The organism is Paenibacillus xylanexedens, from assembly GCF_017874615.1.
Lineage (GTDB): Bacteria > Bacillota > Bacilli > Paenibacillales > Paenibacillaceae > Paenibacillus > Paenibacillus xylanexedens.
The window spans coordinates 294761-313638 of sequence record NZ_JAGIKV010000006.1; the positions used below are offsets into that span (position 1 = coordinate 294761).

Consider the following 18878-nt stretch of genomic DNA (forward strand, 5'->3'; position numbering starts at 1 on the left):
TGTATTTTTAATTTAGCTTAGAAGAAATCTACTTCAATTAGATCAGCCAGCGTATCCCCATCTATTAATTCTTCAACCAATTGAATCTTGTTGATTTCAATATGAGGGTCGTTGACAATGGTTGTTAATATGACCAACAGATTTTGTGACATCGCTTCAATCGTTGTTTTCTCAAATAAAATCGTACTGTATTCAAAGGCCACTTCTAACTTGTCTGGCAATTCGGTAGCATACAGCGTTAGATCGAATTTGGATACTCTCGTATTTGGAGCATAAGGCTTACAGGTTACTCCATCCATCTGAATCTCTGAAGCATCTGTATTCTGCAATACAAACATGGTGTCAAACAACGGATTCCGCCGAGCATCTTTGGTAATATTTACTTTCTCAATCAATTCTTCAAACGGATAATCCTGATTCTCATATGCGTTCAACATATTTTCTTTGACTTCCAGCAGATACTCCGTAAAAGTTTTATCCCCCGCAGGATAATTTCGAATAGCCATTGTATTCACAAACATCCCCATGACCGGCTCCAGCTCAGCATGTGTCCTGCCTGCAATCGGCGTCCCCACGATGATATCTTCTTGTCCACTGTATTTAGACAACAGAATGGTATAGGCCGCTAATAGAATCATATATAACGTTGTTCCTGTCAGAGCTTCCATGTTCCTTAAGCCTGGAAGGATGTCTTCCTCCAAAACAATGTCCAATACATCTCCCGCATAGCTTAGGGTTTCAGGTCTTTCATAGTCTGTTGGCAGATCCAATAGCGGGATACTTTCAGCAAACACAGTAAGCCAATACTTCTCCTGCTTTTTCATCCGCTCACTATGAAGTTGCATTTGCTGCCATTCAGCATAGTCCTTATACTGAATTCGAAGAGGAGATAGCTCCTCTCCCTTGTAGAACTGGCTAAGTTCAGTCATCAGAAGATGCACGGATAGTCCGTCTGCAATGATATGGTGGAGATCTACCAGCAATACATGACGCTCCTGCTGAAGTTCAATAAGTCCCACCCTCATAAGAGGTGCTTGCCCGAGATCAAATGTGCGAACAAACTGTTCAATTCGATCTTCGATCTCTACTTCCGTTGACTCGATCAATTCAATTCCAAAGTTAACTTTAGGGTATACGATCTGTTTCGGTTCTCCGTGTATGACTTTGAATCCAGTCCGAAGCGATTCATGACGATGAATCAATTGTTGGAATGCTTCTTCCAATCTGGTCCGATCAAGCGATCCTTCCAATATAAACATACCTGACATGTTGTACATGAGTTCCTTGCCAGCTTTGATGCTCATAATGTACATTCTCATTTGCGCCGAAGAAATAGGATAATATTCTTTTTCCTCCACTTGAGGAATGGAAACTGATACTTCCTGTTCCATTTGTTCAATAGATTGAGCCATCTGTTCAATGGTCTGCCATTCAAAGACGTTTCTTACCGATATGTGGATATTCAGCTTTTGATTGATTTTGGCGGCCAGCTTGGTCGCACGTAAAGAGTTGCCTCCTACATCAAAAAAACTGTCTTTTACACTGATTTTTTTCACGGCAAGCACATCCTGCCAAATAGGCAGCAACTGTTTTTCCACCCCAGTTTGGGGTTCTATATATTCACTTCCCGTTTGTATGTTTTCTTCTGGACTCGGAAGCGATTTGCGATCGATTTTCCCGTTCGATGTCAGAGGCATGTGATCCAATTGTATAAAGTAGGCTGGAACCATGTAATTCGGCAACACCTTAGAGAGGCTTTGTTTTAACTCTCCCACCGTCAGCGTGGAATCCGCTGTAAAGTATGCACATAATGATTTGTCCCCGTGATCATCCTCATGTGCAACGACGATAACTTCTTTCACACACTCTAGATCTAACAGTGCTGCTTCTACTTCTCCTACTTCGATCCGATATCCGCGAATTTTAATTTGGTGATCCATTCTTCCCAGATACTCGATATGGCCATCGGGAAGCCATCTCACCAAATCTCCCGTTTTGTACATTGTCGCTCCCTGGACAAACGGATCACGTACAAATTTTTCTGCTGTCAGCTCAGGTAAATTCAAGTATCCTCTACCAACCCCATCACCAGAGATACATAATTCCCCTACGACGCCTACAGGCTGAACTTTGCCATGTTTGTTCAATACATACAGGCGATTATTTCCTAATGTTCGACCAATCGGTAGGTGAGCTCGTTGATTCGCTGTATCCAGGTGTTCTGGAAGTACACGGTATGTCGCAACATCCACACAACATTCTGTTGGACCGTACACATTAATTATGGCTGGCGGCGTTATATGATTGAGAGCAAATAATGATGTGATTTCATTTACACTTTGCTGAGAAAGAGCTTCACCGCCAATGAGCATATATTTTAGCGATATGCCTTGAACGTTTTTTGCCTTCGAAAGCAATTTCAGGTGCGCAGGTGTTCCGTCCGTCAAATCAATTTGGTGGTGCTGATAATAATTCATTAAATCTTGTCCATCCAGTACCGTGTCCTTGTCTACAATAAACAAGGCATGTCCTGACAGCAGTGCGCCAAAAATCTGCTTCACAGATGCGTCGAAATAGTAAGGCGCAAGTAAAGCGACATGCAAACCGCTAAGCTGATCATCTATAACTTGACTGTACAACGCTTTAACCAAGTGATGAACCTGACGATGTTCGATCATTACACCTTTTGGCATGCCTGTTGTACCTGAAGTATAGATCACATAAGCCAACTGCTCGGAATTCCCTGCCGGTTCCAGATTCGACAGATTAGCTGCATAGATTTCTTCATCGTCCAAATCAATCATTTTTCCATTAAACGATACCAACTGCTTCAAATGCTTTTGCGTGACTAACAATGTTGCCCCCGAATCATGCAGGATGTACCGGATACGCTCTTCAGGAGAATCCGGATCAATCGGTACATACGACCCGCCTGCTTTTAGAATGCCAAAGATGCCAACGATCATATCAATCGAACGATCTGTCAGAATGCCTACAAATTGATCCTGTTGCACTCCCTCAGCTCTAAGCGTATATGCCAACTGATTCGCCCGTTCATTCAATTGACGATACGTCCATTGCTCATCTCCAAAACTAACAGCCAATTGATCGGGTGTCCGTTCCACTTGTGCTTCGAATAACTCCTGAATGGTCCGATCCCGGGAATATTCTATGTTGGTATCATTAAAATCATATAAAAGAACGTGCTGCTCATGTTCAGACAGCATTTGAATATCGGACAAGGCAATATCAGGTTCGATCACAATGTCTCTGAGGATGTTGAACAGATGTGTTTTCATTCTGTCGATGGTATCCCGTTCAAACAGCTCCGTCTTGTAATTAAAGTGCATTTCCAGACACTCGTTATCATCCTCAACGATGAACATCAGATCATACAACGATACACCGACATTTAATTCTCTAACTTTAAAGCTGCAATCCTGTTCTTGCCGTTGATTCAACGCGGTATTTAAGAAGATATACATCGTATTAAAAAGTGCTGTCCCGCTTGTATCCCGATGCGTGTTTAAATTCTCTACAAGGTTGTCAAAAAGATAGTCCTGGTTATCCAATGCATCGAGGGATTGTTTTTTAATTTCCTCAAGATAGGATCGAAATGACTTATTCCCCACCGGCTGTGATCGAATCGCTACCGTCTGGATAAAGACACCTATCATATTCTCGACATCCGGATGGTTTCTTCCTGATGTTGGCGTGCCTACAATCATATCTTCTTGATCCGTATATTGATGAAGCAGCACATTATACGCTGCCAATAACACCATAAACATCGTAGTTCCCGTTTGTTTCGCAAGCTTTTCCAGCGACTGCTTCAAATGCTGATCCAACACAAATGACAATCTTGAACCTGCCGAAGTCAAATGAGGTGTCCGAACAAAATCAGTAGGCAGATTAAGGTTCGGGAGTTCTCCTTTGAATTGATCCAGCCAATATTTTTCTTGCTGCTTATAAGACTCCCCCGCCAGAAATTCTTTCTGCCAAGCTGTAAAGTCTTTGTATTCAATCTCAATTTCCGACATGCTTCTTCCGTCATACACATCGATCAGTTCATTCGCAAGAATGCCAACGGAATATCCGTCCGATATAATATGATGCATCTCGATGAGAATCTCTGCATGATCATCGTTTACACGAATGAATTCGGCACGTATTAATGGCGCTTTGGAGCAATCAAATGGTTTGGCAAACGTCTTAACATGTTGTTCGAATGAAGCAGAACTTTCCTGAGATCGTTTCACTTCAAAATCAATCGTTGGAGCAATACGCTGGTAAAGCTCTCCATCCATCAGATGGAAACTGGTGCGAAAAGCTTCGTGACGGTGCACGATTTGTTCCAATGACGAAATCAATTTAGCTTCATCGATATTTCCTGTGACCGTAATATGGCCGCACATGTTCTGAAACACACTATTCGGCTCAAATTGATCCAAAAAGTAGATCCGCTGTTGTGCAGATGATGTCTCATAGAATTCCTTGACGTCCAATGCCTTAATCGGAATGAATGTTTCCTCGTTCTCGCCTGTAATCAGACTGGCCAGCTGCTTCAGACGTTGGTTTTGGAAGAATTGAACGATTGAAATTTTATGTTGAAACTGCTCATGTACCTTGGATAGCATTACTGTCGCCTTGAGCGAGTTACCCCCGAGATCAAAAAAGTGATCATGTCTCCCCACTTGATCGAGGGATAATACGTCCTCCCAGATCAAAGCCAGCTTTTTCTCCACGTTATTGACTGGAGACTCGAATATGGCTGCATGATTAACGTGAGGAAGACGCTCCGTAACAAACCGATTATATATTCCTTGTAATTGGTCCTGTTGCTCAGATGAGAACAACGTCAAAGACGAAATTTCAGCCTTTGGATGACTCACCATTTTTTGCAGCAAACCCTTAAATCCTTCGGACCACAATTTCATCATCTCAAGTCCAATGAGATCGGTATTGTAATCAAAATCCAGGTACAATTCATGGCTAACATCCGTAATATTAAGAAATAAATCGTAAGAAATATGTTTGATCGGATACGACATGAATCCAGTCTTGATATTTTCAAATTGGAGATGATGAATCGTTCTGTCCATATTGAATAAAATCCGGGTATCCGGTGCAGTCATATGAGCAAGCTGTTCGGATACGAGGGTCAATGGAACATGCTGATGCTTCATGACTAGAGCCAGCGTTTCCTTGAGCTGAAGAACATGGTCTACAACGGATTGCTTCGTTAACAAGGCATGATGAACAGGTACAATGTTGACACAGTTGCCAATCAGTGCATTTTTTCGCATATGAGAGTGACCCGCTGTAGGCACGCCGATGACAAGGCGAGACTGCCCTGTTAGTTGATGCAAATATAAATGAAACGCTGCAAACATCGTTACAAACAAACTGCTCTTATTATTGATGCTTAACGTTCGCAAAGACTCTGTTAATTGATGATCCAACTTGATGGAATATCTTTCACCGTCATATCCCTTGGGCACATCATCGGACGGTGCCGTTGGAAGTGTAATGTTGGGATAGGATAAGGAAAATTGTTCTTTCCAGAACTGGACTCCTTCGGTAAATGAGCCTTTTTCATGTTCAAGTCGTTGCCATCTTAAATACGCTCGGAATGGAGTGGCTTCAGGTAATTGAACCGAAACTCCTCGGACCAGAGCAGAATAGGTATGTTCCAACTCTTGAATGAATACAGCAATCGACCAGCCATCTACAACAATATGATGAAATGTCAGCACCATAAGGTATTGATCAGTTGCCTTTTTAAGCAAGGTGATTCTAAATAGAGGTTCCCCAGACTGTAAATCGAAGGCTTCATTTGCATCGGCAGATAACCAATTGGAAATTTCCCGTTCTTGATCCTCACCCGCATATGCCGAGAAATCCAACCATGTACATTGAAGTTCCATTTCGGATATGATTTGTTGTGTTTCACGATCGGCATGAATGACTGTTCTCAGAGCTTCATGACGCTGTGCGATCTGATTCACGGCCTGATCCAGTGTGGAAGGCTTTATTCCACCTGTCATTTTTAAAATAACACTCTGATTTAATGCAGCATTCGCATCTTCCCCATGTAATGAAGTTAACAATAATTGTTTTTGCTCTAAAGAGAGCGAATATTCCGAAACAGGCGATTCACCAGGGATAAACCCCCACTCGCGTAGTTCATGGATCGTCTCTTTCACGATTCTGATTATCGTATCCATGTCACCCATGGAATGCACAGTCGATATAAAACAGTTACGGCCTTCCCAAATATATAAACCTTTATAAATTAAATGGTAGAAGAATAATTCCATATCTCCAAATGATATAAATCGAAATAAAGATCCATAGTTCACCATTTGCATCGGTACATTCGCTGTTTTGAAAAACGCATTTAATTCTTTAACAAGATAATCTGTTTTTTCATTTAATTCCTTATATAAAGTTCCTGCTTCGGATTGAAGATACTGTAGTACCGTTAACATCACTCTCATCGTAAGAGGGTGTGTACAGAAGGTTCCCCCGACAAACGTTTTCTTATCTGCGTCGGAAGGGTAAGAATCATCACCAAAGTTCCAGGTTCCACCATCTACCGGATTCATAAATTCAGCTTTACCCGCGACTATGCCAATAGGCAGCCCGCCACCGACCACTTTCCCATACGTAACTAGATCTGCTTGAACCCCAAACCAATCCTGTGCTCCACCCAGACCAATTCTAAATCCAGTGATGACTTCATCGAAAATAAGTGCAATGCCAAACTGTTTCGTGATCTCTCTAAGTTCCCGTAAGAATTGTGTTGGCTGCATATCAGGTCTTCGACTTTGCACCGGCTCTACAAGCACAGCAGCCAATTCATCACCCAGGTTCTGAATCATATCCAGTGATTGCGGATGGTTATAATTAAGAATAATCAAATCATCCATAGCGCTATTTACAATACCAGGAGCCATAGGCAGCGCAGACGATAAAGCATCCCCAGGATTCGCTACACCCAACACCCCATCATGTGTACCATGGTATGATCCAGAAAATAATACAACTTTGGAACGCCCTGTTGCTGCCCTCGCTAAACGAAGTGCCACCATAACAGCTTCTGTTCCTGAATTATAAAATGCGACACGCTCTACACCTGTCAACTCGGAAATTTTCGTTGCAACATCTCCTGCCAAATCTGACATAGGGCCCAATGGAGGCAATTGTTCCTGGAGGCTGTCTGCTATTACATTTTGAATAAAAGCTGGATTATGACCAAATAGATTTACACCAAATCCCATCGTCAGATCCAAATACTCATTCCCATCCAGATCCCATAACTTAGCTCCCTCTGCACGCGTTGAAATGATGGGATACACCATTTCCTTCCAATACGAGCGAAATCCAGATACATTGCGATTATTCGCATGAACCAAACGTGTTTGGCCTGTTTTTAATTTGGAGCCTTTGGTTCTTGCGGTATACTTTGTTACAAATTGTTCAATATACTGGTTCTGAAGCGGTGATAATCCGCTCTCTTCATGAATCTTCAACGATTGATACGGTATAAAAGGTTTGGCTTCCTTCGAATCCGAATTGGGTTGGATCTCTTTGGTTGGTTTGGTTTCATGATGTTTCATTTCCAAAAGAGGCGATTGAACAGCATTCATTTGCTCGCCTAACAGCACATTCAAACTTTTTAATTGAGATTCCATGAGCTGAATGGCAGACATCACAATTTGTTCCGACACATTCCCTGATGATTTTGCCGTGTTTATATTGTTCACAGATGCCAGATTTCGTTGTTCAGTACGCTCCTGATCGGTTTCATTCTTTATGTTCTCAGATACATCATGTTGTTTTATATTCTCTGACACATACTTAACTAAGGAATTAATATTTGTAAGGGTTTCAAAAAACATTTCCATCGGGATATCCAAACGGAACAGCTCTGATATCTCCTTCTGAATTTGCACAAGAATGATGGAATCCAATCCCATCTGGAGAAAATGAGCTTGATGATCCAACTCTTCCAACTTCAAACCAGATGCACGACTGATGCTTGTTTTAATCTTTAATTCAATATCGTTTGTATTCAACTCCATTTGAAACTCATTCCTCTCTGACTTATGTTCCGCTGGTATCGTATGTTTGACTTCAATCCAACACCGCTTCTGCTCAAATGGATATAGAGGCAATGGAATTTTCCGAATGACTTCATGATTATAAAACCTTTCCCAATCAATCACTGCCCCCAGTGTAAATAACTGACCGAGTTCATTTAAAGATTCTGCCTTTCCCTGAACATAGAGATGATCGCTAACAAGCGTTTTGTCTTTTTTGGCATAACCAAAATAAACATTTGGCATTTTACCCTCTTCGCTTGCAATTCGTTTCAATTTTTCATGTAATTCTTGTGTACTCGTGACTACGATGGCAAGCCGATAATCCAGATTAGCCCTTCCCGTACTGGCTGTATAACAGATTTGTTGAATGGAAACATCCGTGTGATCGGTTAGATATTCATGATACGTTCTAACCAATTCATCCAGCGCCCGTTCCGTGGCAGCAGACAGAACAAATAGATTAGGCTCTTGGGACATTCTTTTATCTACGGTTGGGGAAGGAACATATTCTTCGAGAACCACATGCGCATTCGTGCCACTGAAACCAAAAGAACTAACTCCGCATCGTAATGGACCCTCCGCTTCACCAAAAGCCATTAATTCCTGATTCACATAAAAAGGTGAAGCTTCAAACTTAAGCAGGGGATTAGGCTTGTCAAAGTGAACCAATGGTGGAATCTTTCTATGTTGAAACATAAGAATAGATTTAATTAATCCAGCGATCCCCGCCGCTTCAAAGCCATGTCCAATGTTAGCTTTGGCAGATCCGATTGCACAAAATTGTTTCCGATCCGTATATTTCTCAAAAGCTTTACGCAAAGCATTGAACTCAACCGGATCACCTAATTTTGTCCCTGTTCCATGTGCTTCAATAAAGTTAAGCGTATCAGGAGAAATGCCGGCTTCTTTCCATGCCTGTTCGATCACATTGGTCTGAGACTCGGGGTTAGGTGCTGTGATTCCTACCGTCTTGCCATCCTGATTAATCGCACTTCCCTTAATCACACCATAGATATGATCCCCGTCCTTAATCGCTTGCTGCATTGGCTTCAACATGACCGACCCAACACCTTCGCCAAATCCCGTGCCGTTGGCATCTTCGCTAAACGTTCTCGTCAATGCATCTGGAGATTCCATATCCAGTCCAATACTTATCGGTAATAATGCCGTTCGAATGCCGCCTGCGATTGCCATTTCACAGTCTCCAGCGAGCAATCCTTTACATGCCATGTGAACAGCAACAAGTGAGGAGGAACAAGCGGTATCAATCGTTAAGGCCGGGCCTTTTAAATTCAAGAAATATGCAATTCTGCTCGCCAGTACAGATGGTAAATTTCCAATGATATAATTTTTGAGTTCTGCGGGGTAACTCGCCGTCACGAGCCGTTCGTAATCATACCCAACTTTGGAATACCCCACGTACACGCCCACATTTCTTCCATTGATTCCTTCCCCTGCATACCCAGCATCTTCAATCGTATGCCATGCCGTTTGCAAGAACATCCTTTGATTCGGGTCCATAAATTGTGCAGTTTTTGGAGTTATGCCAAAGAAAGAATAGTCGAATTGATCAATTTGATCCAAGTAACCACCCTTGATCCATTGAACTTCGCTCATTTCACTTCGCATGGATTGTATATAATCCGCTGCGTCTTTTATCCGACTTTCCGGGTAGTCCCGAATGTTATGCGTTCCATTTTCCAAAACACGCCAAAAATCGCTTGCATTTGATGCACCAGGGAGATTCAAAGACATACCGATAATAGCAATATCTTTGGATGGCGTATGATCCTCTTGAGTTTTGTTGACTTGCATGGTCTCGCTGTAGCCTCTAGCCAGATATGCTGCCAATTCAGTTATCGAGGGATAGGTAAAGAGGTCCGTAACAGCAAGCTCTTCTCCGTATTTTTGTTCTATACGTTCAGCGATTTGGGCCAGCTGTAATGAAGTTGCACCCATATCAAAATAGCTATCCTCAAGTTCAACCTTTTTCCCAACCAGCACTTCAGAAAATAGTGAAGTTAATTCACGTTCTATGACTCGAACCGAAACAGCAGCCTCTTCTTTTGCCTTGTCATTGTCATTCTTGATCCAGTCATGGATGAATGCAGATTCTGTTGAGAATTTGCCTGCTTCATACTGCTTGGCTAACTGATACCGCTGGATTTTCCCACTTGTTGTTTTGGGTAATTTTTTGATGGGCAGTACCTCTTTGACACTCCATCCCCCATGTTTATATAGATATCTTTTGATTTCTTTAACAAGCGGCAAGAAGTGTTCGATCTTTTTTTTGTACACGACAAACACAATAATTTCTTCACTTTGACTATTCGAATCATACACACCACAAGCAGCAACTCTTCCGAGTTCAATATCATCTAATTGTATGGCGACACGTTCAATGTCATGGGGATATACATTTTTACCATTGATAAAGATAATGTCTTTTTCCCGCCCTGTTACAACCAGTTTTCCGTTCATGATAAAACCCAGATCTCCTGTATTCACCCAACCGTCGTGCGTTAATAACTTCTCCGTTGCTAGTGAATTGTTATAATAACCTTGGGTGACGTTATCCCCCTTGATTTGAATTTTTCCAATAACCAAATCGGGAACACTGTTCATTTCCTCATCGCAAATTCTAACATGGCAATAATCAATTGCTTCGCCAACGGCAACAAATGATGCCACATGTTCAGCATGTTTCTCGACTTCGATGACACGCTCCCCTAAGTTCAGATGATCCCGGTGAACGTACACCGCAGTAAATTCTTCTTCTACCTTGGGAAAGGAGACGGCAACAGAGGCCTCTGCTAATCCATATACGGTAAACATGGCTGTTTTCTTTAAGTGATATGCTGACAATACATTTAGGAATTCATCACACACTTCGGGTAATATAGGTTCCGCCCCATTATAAATGACTCTGACAGATGACAGATCCCATCCCTCCGCTTTGTCTTCGCGAAAGAAATTCAGGAAGTATTTATAACCAAAGTTAGGAGAAGACAGTATGGTTGCTTTGTGTTCATTTACTTTTTTCATCCATAGAATCGGTTTACGAATGAATAATTCCGTTGGGAGCAAGTACTGATGAATTCCTGCCACGAGGGGTACGAGATGAAATCCAATCAAACCCATATCATGGGTAAGGGGCATCCAGGAGAGAAAACTATCGTTTGAACTAATTTGTGTGCCATTAATAGCAGCACAAGTATTATAAATCAGGTTTCGATGGGTGAGCATGACGCCTTTGGGGTCACCCGTTGATCCAGAAGAGAATTGAATAAATGCCAAGTCATCAGACTGAGGTTCAACTATATTATTAATAGATTCATAATGATATATGGTGTCTTGGATCAGATCCGTTCTGACTTCTAATTGATGATGGAAATCAAGCATGTCATGTTCCAAAACAAATCTCTTCATTTTATCCAGCACCTTCTCAGATGCAATCATGAAAGGGTTATTTAGCAAATTCCAAATACGGCATACTTTCAAGTTTTGTTCTTCATCTTCACCAATACTTACAGGGATAGGGATCATTCCACCGAGTATACAAGCCCAGAATGCGACTAAAAACCGTTTGTTTTCTTGAATCTGAAAAATAATCTCTTGTTTAGGTTTAATTCCGATGGCTTGTAGATAACCTAGATACCCTTGTGCCTCAGTAAATAATTGATGATAAGATATAAAAGTTTCTCGTTTGTCCGCATCGATAAAACGAATACCTCGGTCCGTTATTTTACCTCTGTCGCGGATAATATCCACTAATGTTTGAAACTGATTAGTATACATATCTCTCCTCCAAATGAATCATCTCTAACATGCTTATCTAATTATTTACACATATTTCAAGCAAAATTTTACCATAGAAATATATGTAAAATCAATCAATTCATTGTTACTTTTTGGTAAAAAATAGAGATTGATTTGTGGGTTATTGACATATTTATTACCTGACGTTTGGAGTTTCAACAAGTTCAGACGTATCAAACGACAAAAAAGACCGCCTTGTAACAAGGCGGTCTGGCGCTGTATTACAGATCCTGCGAGAGAATATACAGCATTACTAGATTGCATCAATCAACGCGGTTCCATCCAATGGAATTTTTTTTGCTATAATAATGGAATGACATACCTGTAGAGCATCATTTATCTCTTCTTCACTAAGTTCATATTCATTGTTATTTACTTGTTCCTGTACCCGTTGTAAATGATGAAATAAGGGGGCAACCGTTTGGGTATATGATATTGAATCTGGATTATAATTCCGTGAGATGAGTGCGGTTACTATTAGTTCTGATAACAACTTTTTACGAATCGTTAACCGTTTATTTTTCCTTTCTTGTGTATTTGTAAGCATTAGTAAATCAGAAGGCTGACTTAGCGAGTAAGGTACAATACGTTTCGTTATTTTACTCATAAGACTAACTAACACATGTTTAGAACCCAACTCTATAACTTCAGTGACTCCCTGCTTAATCAAATAGTTCATCGACTCTAACCATCTTACAGGCATCGTCATCTGCATGTTTAAGTAATCCGTGACAGATCGATCAGACTCATAGGGTGCTGCTGTAACATTTGAAATAATCGGGTATTTTGCATGGGCATATTGATATTGATCCAATTCAACTTTGAATTGTTCTGCTGCGGTTTGCATCATGGGAGAATGATAGGGACCACTTACATTGATATAAGAATGTTTCGTTCTCAGGGCTTCTGTCCTTTTAATAATTTCTTGTATAGAGTGCCGATGTCCCGAAATGACAAACTGCTGGTCAGCGTTCACACAAGCCACACAAGCAGGGCGCTCGATCGTGGAAACTTGTTCACATATGTTTTGAAGTGTATCTAAATGAATACCTGAAATGGCGGCCATGGTACCTTTCTGATCCGGGTCTGCATTGTGCATAATGATACCTCGTTGTCTTACCAGTTTAATGGCATCATGAAATGAGAGAACACCTGCGCATACCAGAGCCGAATATTCTCCCAAACTATGCCCAGCCAAATAAGCGGGTTCCATCCCTATTTCTTGCATATACACCTGATACGCTATGACACTAACAGTCAAAAGTGCAGGCTGAGCATTCATCGTCATTGTCAAATCAGCCATGCTACCTTCAAAACATAACTTTCTCAAATCGAAAGAAATGGCATCACTGGCTTCTTCAAATAACTTTTTGGCTACATCGAAGTTATTCCAAAAGTCTCTACCCATGCCAACCATCTGGGAACCTTGTCCAGGAAACAACAGAGCTACATTACTCATCCAGCATCCTCCATGTATTCAACATTACATTTCATCTACTACACTAATTCAGCTACTTATAAACCAATAAATTCCTTGTTTTCAAAATTTATAATAAGCCTTCATTAGGAGTTATGCAATAATAAAGTCAAAAGGAGGGTCATCTATTTCTATGAATGGGAAGAAATTCGTGATCATTTTTGGACTCCTTTTTGGACTCTGTGTCGGGGCATTTAGTGTAGTTCTACACTGGATCTTGTCTGTAGTCTGAGTAATAATGCAAATAGACACCTCCATTGAGGAGATGCCTGTTCCATTCTGATCTGATCTGAAGATGGCACGGTTGAATAATCGTCCTGTAATACAATTACATACATCCCCTTACCTGGAATCCTAACTTGGCATACAGAATTTTCTTTGTTCATGGTGATCAGCTGCTCCATTAAGTCTGATGCCGTTATAACTTCTTTCATCCGAATCCCCTCACCTTTCTACGGATTTACCGGAATGACATCAATTACCGTATTCGTTTCGCCATCGATCACAGAAACCGTATTATCATCTTGATTGCTTATATAAACTCGATTGGTTAACGGATTGGCGCCCGCTCCGTTTGGATTAATCCCGACCGGAACAGTAGCAATCACCGTATTCGTTAATCCACTAATTACTGAAACATTATCCGTATCTCGATTAGGCACGTAAATGGCGTTTGTGGAGGTATTAACCGCTACTGCAGCTGGCGTAACGCCGACTGGAATGGTATCAATTACGGTATTCGTCAATCCATCAATAACGGAAACCGTATTACTGGTAAAATTCGATACATAAATACGGTTGGTGGCTGGATTGACACCTACACGGAATGGATTGACCTGAACGGGTATCGTAGCAATCACCGTATTGGTTACTCCATCGATTACAGACACTGTATCAGAATTAAAATTAACTGCATATATCCGATTGGTTAAGGAATTGACGCCTATACCCGTTAAAAAATTGAGTCCAGGAATAGTGATCGCATCAATCACCGTGTTGGTTAAGCCATCAATAACGGTTACATCTTCAGTTGTGTCCAATGAATTAAAATTTGCCGTATAAATAGCATTGGTCGCTATATCTACCCCTACGTCACTTGGCTCACTCCCAACCGGAACAGAAGCAATCACTGCGTTGGTTAAACTATTAATGACGGAAATGGTATTGCTGCCTCTGTTTGCGACATAAACACGACTCGTTAATGGATTGACATCAATCCCTGCAGGATTCGTCCCCACAGGAATGGTAGCAATCACCGTATTCGTAGCGCCATTAATGACGGAAACATCGTTACTATTAAAATTGGCTACATATATGCGGTTGACTGACGTATTATCCCCCTCTATTTCAAGTTCGGAAGAAACTATTCGATGTGCCGCAACAAGCTGGCCGGTTTCATTTTTGCCCCATACGGAAATCTCCGTCTGCTCTATAGCTGCACCTTCAACTGTAAAGACAAACTCAAACGCATCAAGATTGGCAAAATAAGTTCTTGTCACTACCTGATCCGGATCAATTGAAATCTGCTCGCTGACATATAAAGTCCTCGTAGTGGTCAAATTATACCCTTGTATCAAAACAACGGATCCATCCAGAGAATTTCTGTTATCAATTTTAACTGTAACTTGTTGTGTTGGCCTTACATCACTGACAGCATTATTCTCGATAGGTCCGGTTGACAGAATGGCCATTTCGATTCTCTCCTTCATTTAGATGTTATGGTTTGATTACAACCCTTTTGTGAAAATATAAATTGATCTGTTTAAACCAAAAAAAGACCCTGCAATAATATATGCAGGGTCTAAAATAAGGTTTGGGACAAAGGGTGTACGTATTACCCGTTTTTATCTCTCACCTTGTCTTCTGTATCAAGTGATCAATCCATACTTCACAAAACTATGATACAATCCATCTTCCTCGACTGTTCCAGTAATATCATCTGCAATGGCTTTCAGACCTGGCTTTGCATTACCCATGGCAATTCCGATGTTACAAAATTCCAACATCTCTGCATCATTCATGCCATCACCGATGGCAAATGTATCTTCTTGGGACATGCCCAGATGCTTCAGCAGATCGGCGATCGCAATGGCTTTGTGAATGCCAGGGATCATCAGTTCACCACTTCCTTCACCAAAGATTGGCACGGTGCACTGAATGACTTCGAATTTCCCTTCAAACTCTTGCTTGATCCGCTCAAACGGGATGGCTGAGCTCTCCAAGAAACATACTTTGTTCACATCATCCTTGTACAGGTCAGCCTCACCATACGTTAATCCGGCAATAAACGGGTGCGGTTTCAGCTCCTTCTTCTCTCTGGCTACAGGGTCATTCTCCACATCACCATAGATACGGCGTTCCAGGTGAGGTTGAAGATTGCTACTCGCATACAATGCCGAATTGGATTCAAGGTAGAAGTCAATGCCATTTTCATTGAAGAAATCGACCATATGTCGAACATCTTCCGCTGTCACCCTTTTGTGATATAACACGTCCTTACCCAACTCCACATAACCCCCACCTGCACCAATCAGACCATCGAATCCGACATCCCAGATGGAATCATAAATTTCTGCTTTGGATCGGCCTGTACATAAATAGAGCAGATGTCCGTTCTCTCTAGCCTGTTTACAAGCCTTCTGTGCTGACAACGGAATGTTTCCGTCATCATCTACCAATGTCCCATCAATATCAATAAAAACAATTTTCCGCTTCGTTTCGTTCATCTGCCTAGCCCCCATCATGTATCTCGTATATGTCTATGTTGTTGTATACAAGAGTTATAGTATCATCAATCAATTTTTCCAAAATGTGGTCAGAATTTCGGTTCCGTTTCCAATGGTCACTTACATCCTGACTTGTCCATATGTACGGTTTGCCAGTCATCATTCTGCTCAGCAATAAACGTAAACCCTTGACGTTTCCAGAAATCTACGGCTCCTGGCAAGAAGCGATGTGTATGCAAATACAGCGTCGTATAGTGCATATCCTTTACCACGTTCTCCAGTTCGTTCATTAGCATCGAACCAATGCCAAACCTACGATACGCGGGATCTACATAACATTTTACTATTTCGGCTGCAGACTGAGCTTCATATCGTCCTTCCACGGCTTCAATTCGTCCATCATATGGTAATATCCCAATAGAACCGACGATGCCCGCATCCTCCATCATTGCAACAAGAAAGATCGAACCATCGGAGTGCAGATAATGTTCTCTGAACTGCTCGAAGTCTACAGGCAATTTCGTATGATCCATCATCGGAAACACTTCTCTACGTACACGCATGGCAAAATCAATAGCATCATGAATCTGGTGCGCCTGAACTGGTGTGACTGTCGGTATACTCTGAAGTTGTGTCAATAAATCCACATTCCTTATCCTCTGTATTAGGAGCTACTTCTTGGCCCTTCCTTAAATCTTGTTCATGCCAGATCGGCTCTCTTCATCTCATCTTACCGAACTTATCCCTTCCTATCAACCTATCTACACTACTAACCAAATTGAAAGAGTGCCCGCGCAGTCTGACAGAGTTCGCATACGATAAGGCGTGTCACAATCCATATTGGAGGGAGAAACGCTCATGTGGTTATGGTTAGGTGTTTTTGCTTTCATTTTGCTAGTAATCGGGTTCGTGTACCGTTATCTGGACCAACGTGCCGAGAGCAAGTTTCACCCTCACGCTCCCAAGCAGCTCTTAGTCAAATTCAAGGAAGGTACAACCGAGGATGAGATGCACACCCTTCACAAAAAAGGGAGATGTAAAGTTGCTGAGACCTATGCAGATTTAGGATGGTACCGCATGGAATCCCGCAAAAAAATGCACCGGATGCTAAAACATTACAAAGATCATGAGCTTATTGAACATGCAGAGCCGAATTACCTCGTTGAGGCATCCTTCACTCCTAATGACCCTTTCTTTCCTTATCAGTATAACCTGTCCAAAATCAATGCACCCGCTGCATGGGATATTACTCAGAGTAACAACTCTGTCAAAATCGCCATTATCGATACCGGTGTGCAGCTGAACCATCCAGAATTGGCCTCCAAGCTCCTTCCCGGTTATGATTATGTTGATTATGATAACATCCCTGAGGACGGGAACGGCCACGGCACCCATGTAGCCGGGATCGCTGCCTCCGTTACCAACAATGGAGTGGGCATCGCAGGCGCTGCACCGCTCGCATCCATCGTTCCGCTCCGGGTACTGGATAACAACGGGCAAGGAACGATAGGTAATGTCGGTAACGGGCTTGTCTTTGCTGCCAATAACGGTGTACAGGTTGTTAACCTGAGCCTTGGAGGGCCAATGGGAAATGCTTTCCTTCAAGCTGCCGTACAGTATGCTTGGGAGCGTGGAGCTGTGATTATTGCCGCAGCTGGTAACGATAACACTTCATTCCCAATTGTACCCGCATCGTATCCCAATGTGATTGCCGTCGCTTCAACCAACCCTTCCGATCTCAAATCCAATTTCTCCAACTATGGTTCTTGGGTGGATATGGCTGCACCGGGTGATACCATTCTATCCACATATCTGGGTGGTTCCTATGCCTACCTTAGCGGCACGTCCATGGCTGCCCCTCATGTGGCTGGAGTAGCTGCACTTCTCGCTGCACAAGGGAAAACAAATGCTCAGATTCGAGATGCGCTGTGTTTCGCTTCTGATCCGGTATCAGGCTCCGGGATCTACTGGACATATGGTCGACTGAATGCTTATCAGAGCTTGCAGGTGCCATAATACACCCACCTACTATCGCTCATGATTGCACACAGGGCATATCCTTTCCATTTTTCACAAATATAAAACGAAGAGGCATCTGTAAGTAAGATGCCCCTTCGTTTGGTTAAAAAGTATTCGATGTTACACTTTTGCTGCCCAAAGCTCTATTTCAATTTTTATCTCTGGTAGACCTAACGCCGTAATGTATCCAATCGTCATTGCAGGATAATCCGTACTAAATAATTGTCCCCACTCGGCATATAAGAAATCCCAATCGATTTTCTCGGTTGCCCATACGTTCACTTTGATAATATGTTCAGCATCTAAGCGCTCAGATTCGAGCACTGTTTTAATATTATTAAATGTATTAGTGACTTGCTCATTCAGACTCTCTGGAAAGAGTCCATTATGATCTGCTCCAATTTGACCCGAAGTCACAAATAACTCTGCATTCCTCGGGATTCTTGTAATATGCGTGTACTGACCTACAGGAGCTGGCATATTTTCTGGATTTGTTCTAGTAATTTTGTCAATATTCATCTGGATTACCTCATCATTCTTAAGATTTTTCTGCGTTATTTCCTAGTTTTCTTCCGATTTTGGGCAGACTTCACCCTTGAAATAGATTCTAGAAAAAGACAGCAGTGGAGTATCCATATCCCGAAGATATAAACGCAAGTGATTTTTTCTTCATGAGTGGATGCTCCTCCCTTCTTAAGTGACAAGATTCTCTTCATTTCTTTATTATAT

General features: G+C 41.9%; 7 protein-coding genes. 1 reads left to right on the forward strand and 6 read right to left on the reverse strand.

All coding sequences use genetic code 11. The features are described 5' to 3' along the window. Positions 1 to 17: 17 nt before the first annotated feature. The 5 genes from J2Z28_RS10630 to J2Z28_RS10650 form a co-directional block, all read right to left on the reverse strand. The gene (locus J2Z28_RS10630) at positions 18 to 11906 is read right to left on the reverse strand and encodes a non-ribosomal peptide synthetase (RefSeq protein WP_211082454.1); all 11889 of its coding nucleotides are present in this window, start codon (positions 11904 to 11906) and stop codon (positions 18 to 20) included. 274 nt (positions 11907 to 12180) lie between these two features. After that, complete coding sequence (gene fabD / locus J2Z28_RS10635; protein ID WP_211082455.1) at positions 12181 to 13386, reverse strand: ACP S-malonyltransferase; 1206 nt, start codon at positions 13384 to 13386, stop codon at positions 12181 to 12183. A gap of 470 nt (positions 13387 to 13856) precedes the next feature. Next, positions 13857 to 15095: a YncE family protein gene (locus J2Z28_RS10640; protein WP_211082456.1), complete on the reverse strand. Its 1239-nt coding sequence runs from the start codon at positions 15093 to 15095 to the stop codon at positions 13857 to 13859. A gap of 177 nt (positions 15096 to 15272) precedes the next feature. Then, on the reverse strand, positions 15273 to 16130 hold the full coding sequence (locus J2Z28_RS10645; RefSeq protein WP_211082457.1) for a Cof-type HAD-IIB family hydrolase: 858 nt from the start codon (positions 16128 to 16130) through the stop codon (positions 15273 to 15275). Positions 16131 to 16246: 116 nt separating this feature from the next. Continuing rightward, positions 16247 to 16777, reverse strand: coding sequence for a GNAT family N-acetyltransferase (locus tag J2Z28_RS10650; RefSeq protein ID WP_342357490.1), 531 nt, complete (start codon positions 16775 to 16777; stop codon positions 16247 to 16249). 211 nt (positions 16778 to 16988) lie between these two features. Here J2Z28_RS10650 and J2Z28_RS10655 point away from each other — a divergent pair, with 211 nt between their 5' ends. Beyond that, positions 16989 to 18146 carry a S8 family peptidase gene (locus J2Z28_RS10655; protein WP_211082458.1) on the forward strand — a complete coding sequence of 386 codons (1158 nt, stop codon included), beginning with the start codon at positions 16989 to 16991 and terminating at the stop codon, positions 18144 to 18146. A 123-nt stretch (positions 18147 to 18269) separates the two neighbouring features. Here the strand turns inward: J2Z28_RS10655 and J2Z28_RS10660 are convergent, their stop codons facing one another. Beyond that, the gene (locus tag J2Z28_RS10660) at positions 18270 to 18668 is read right to left on the reverse strand and encodes a RidA family protein (RefSeq protein WP_211082459.1); all 399 of its coding nucleotides are present in this window, start codon (positions 18666 to 18668) and stop codon (positions 18270 to 18272) included. Between the last annotated feature and the right edge of the window lie 210 nt (positions 18669 to 18878).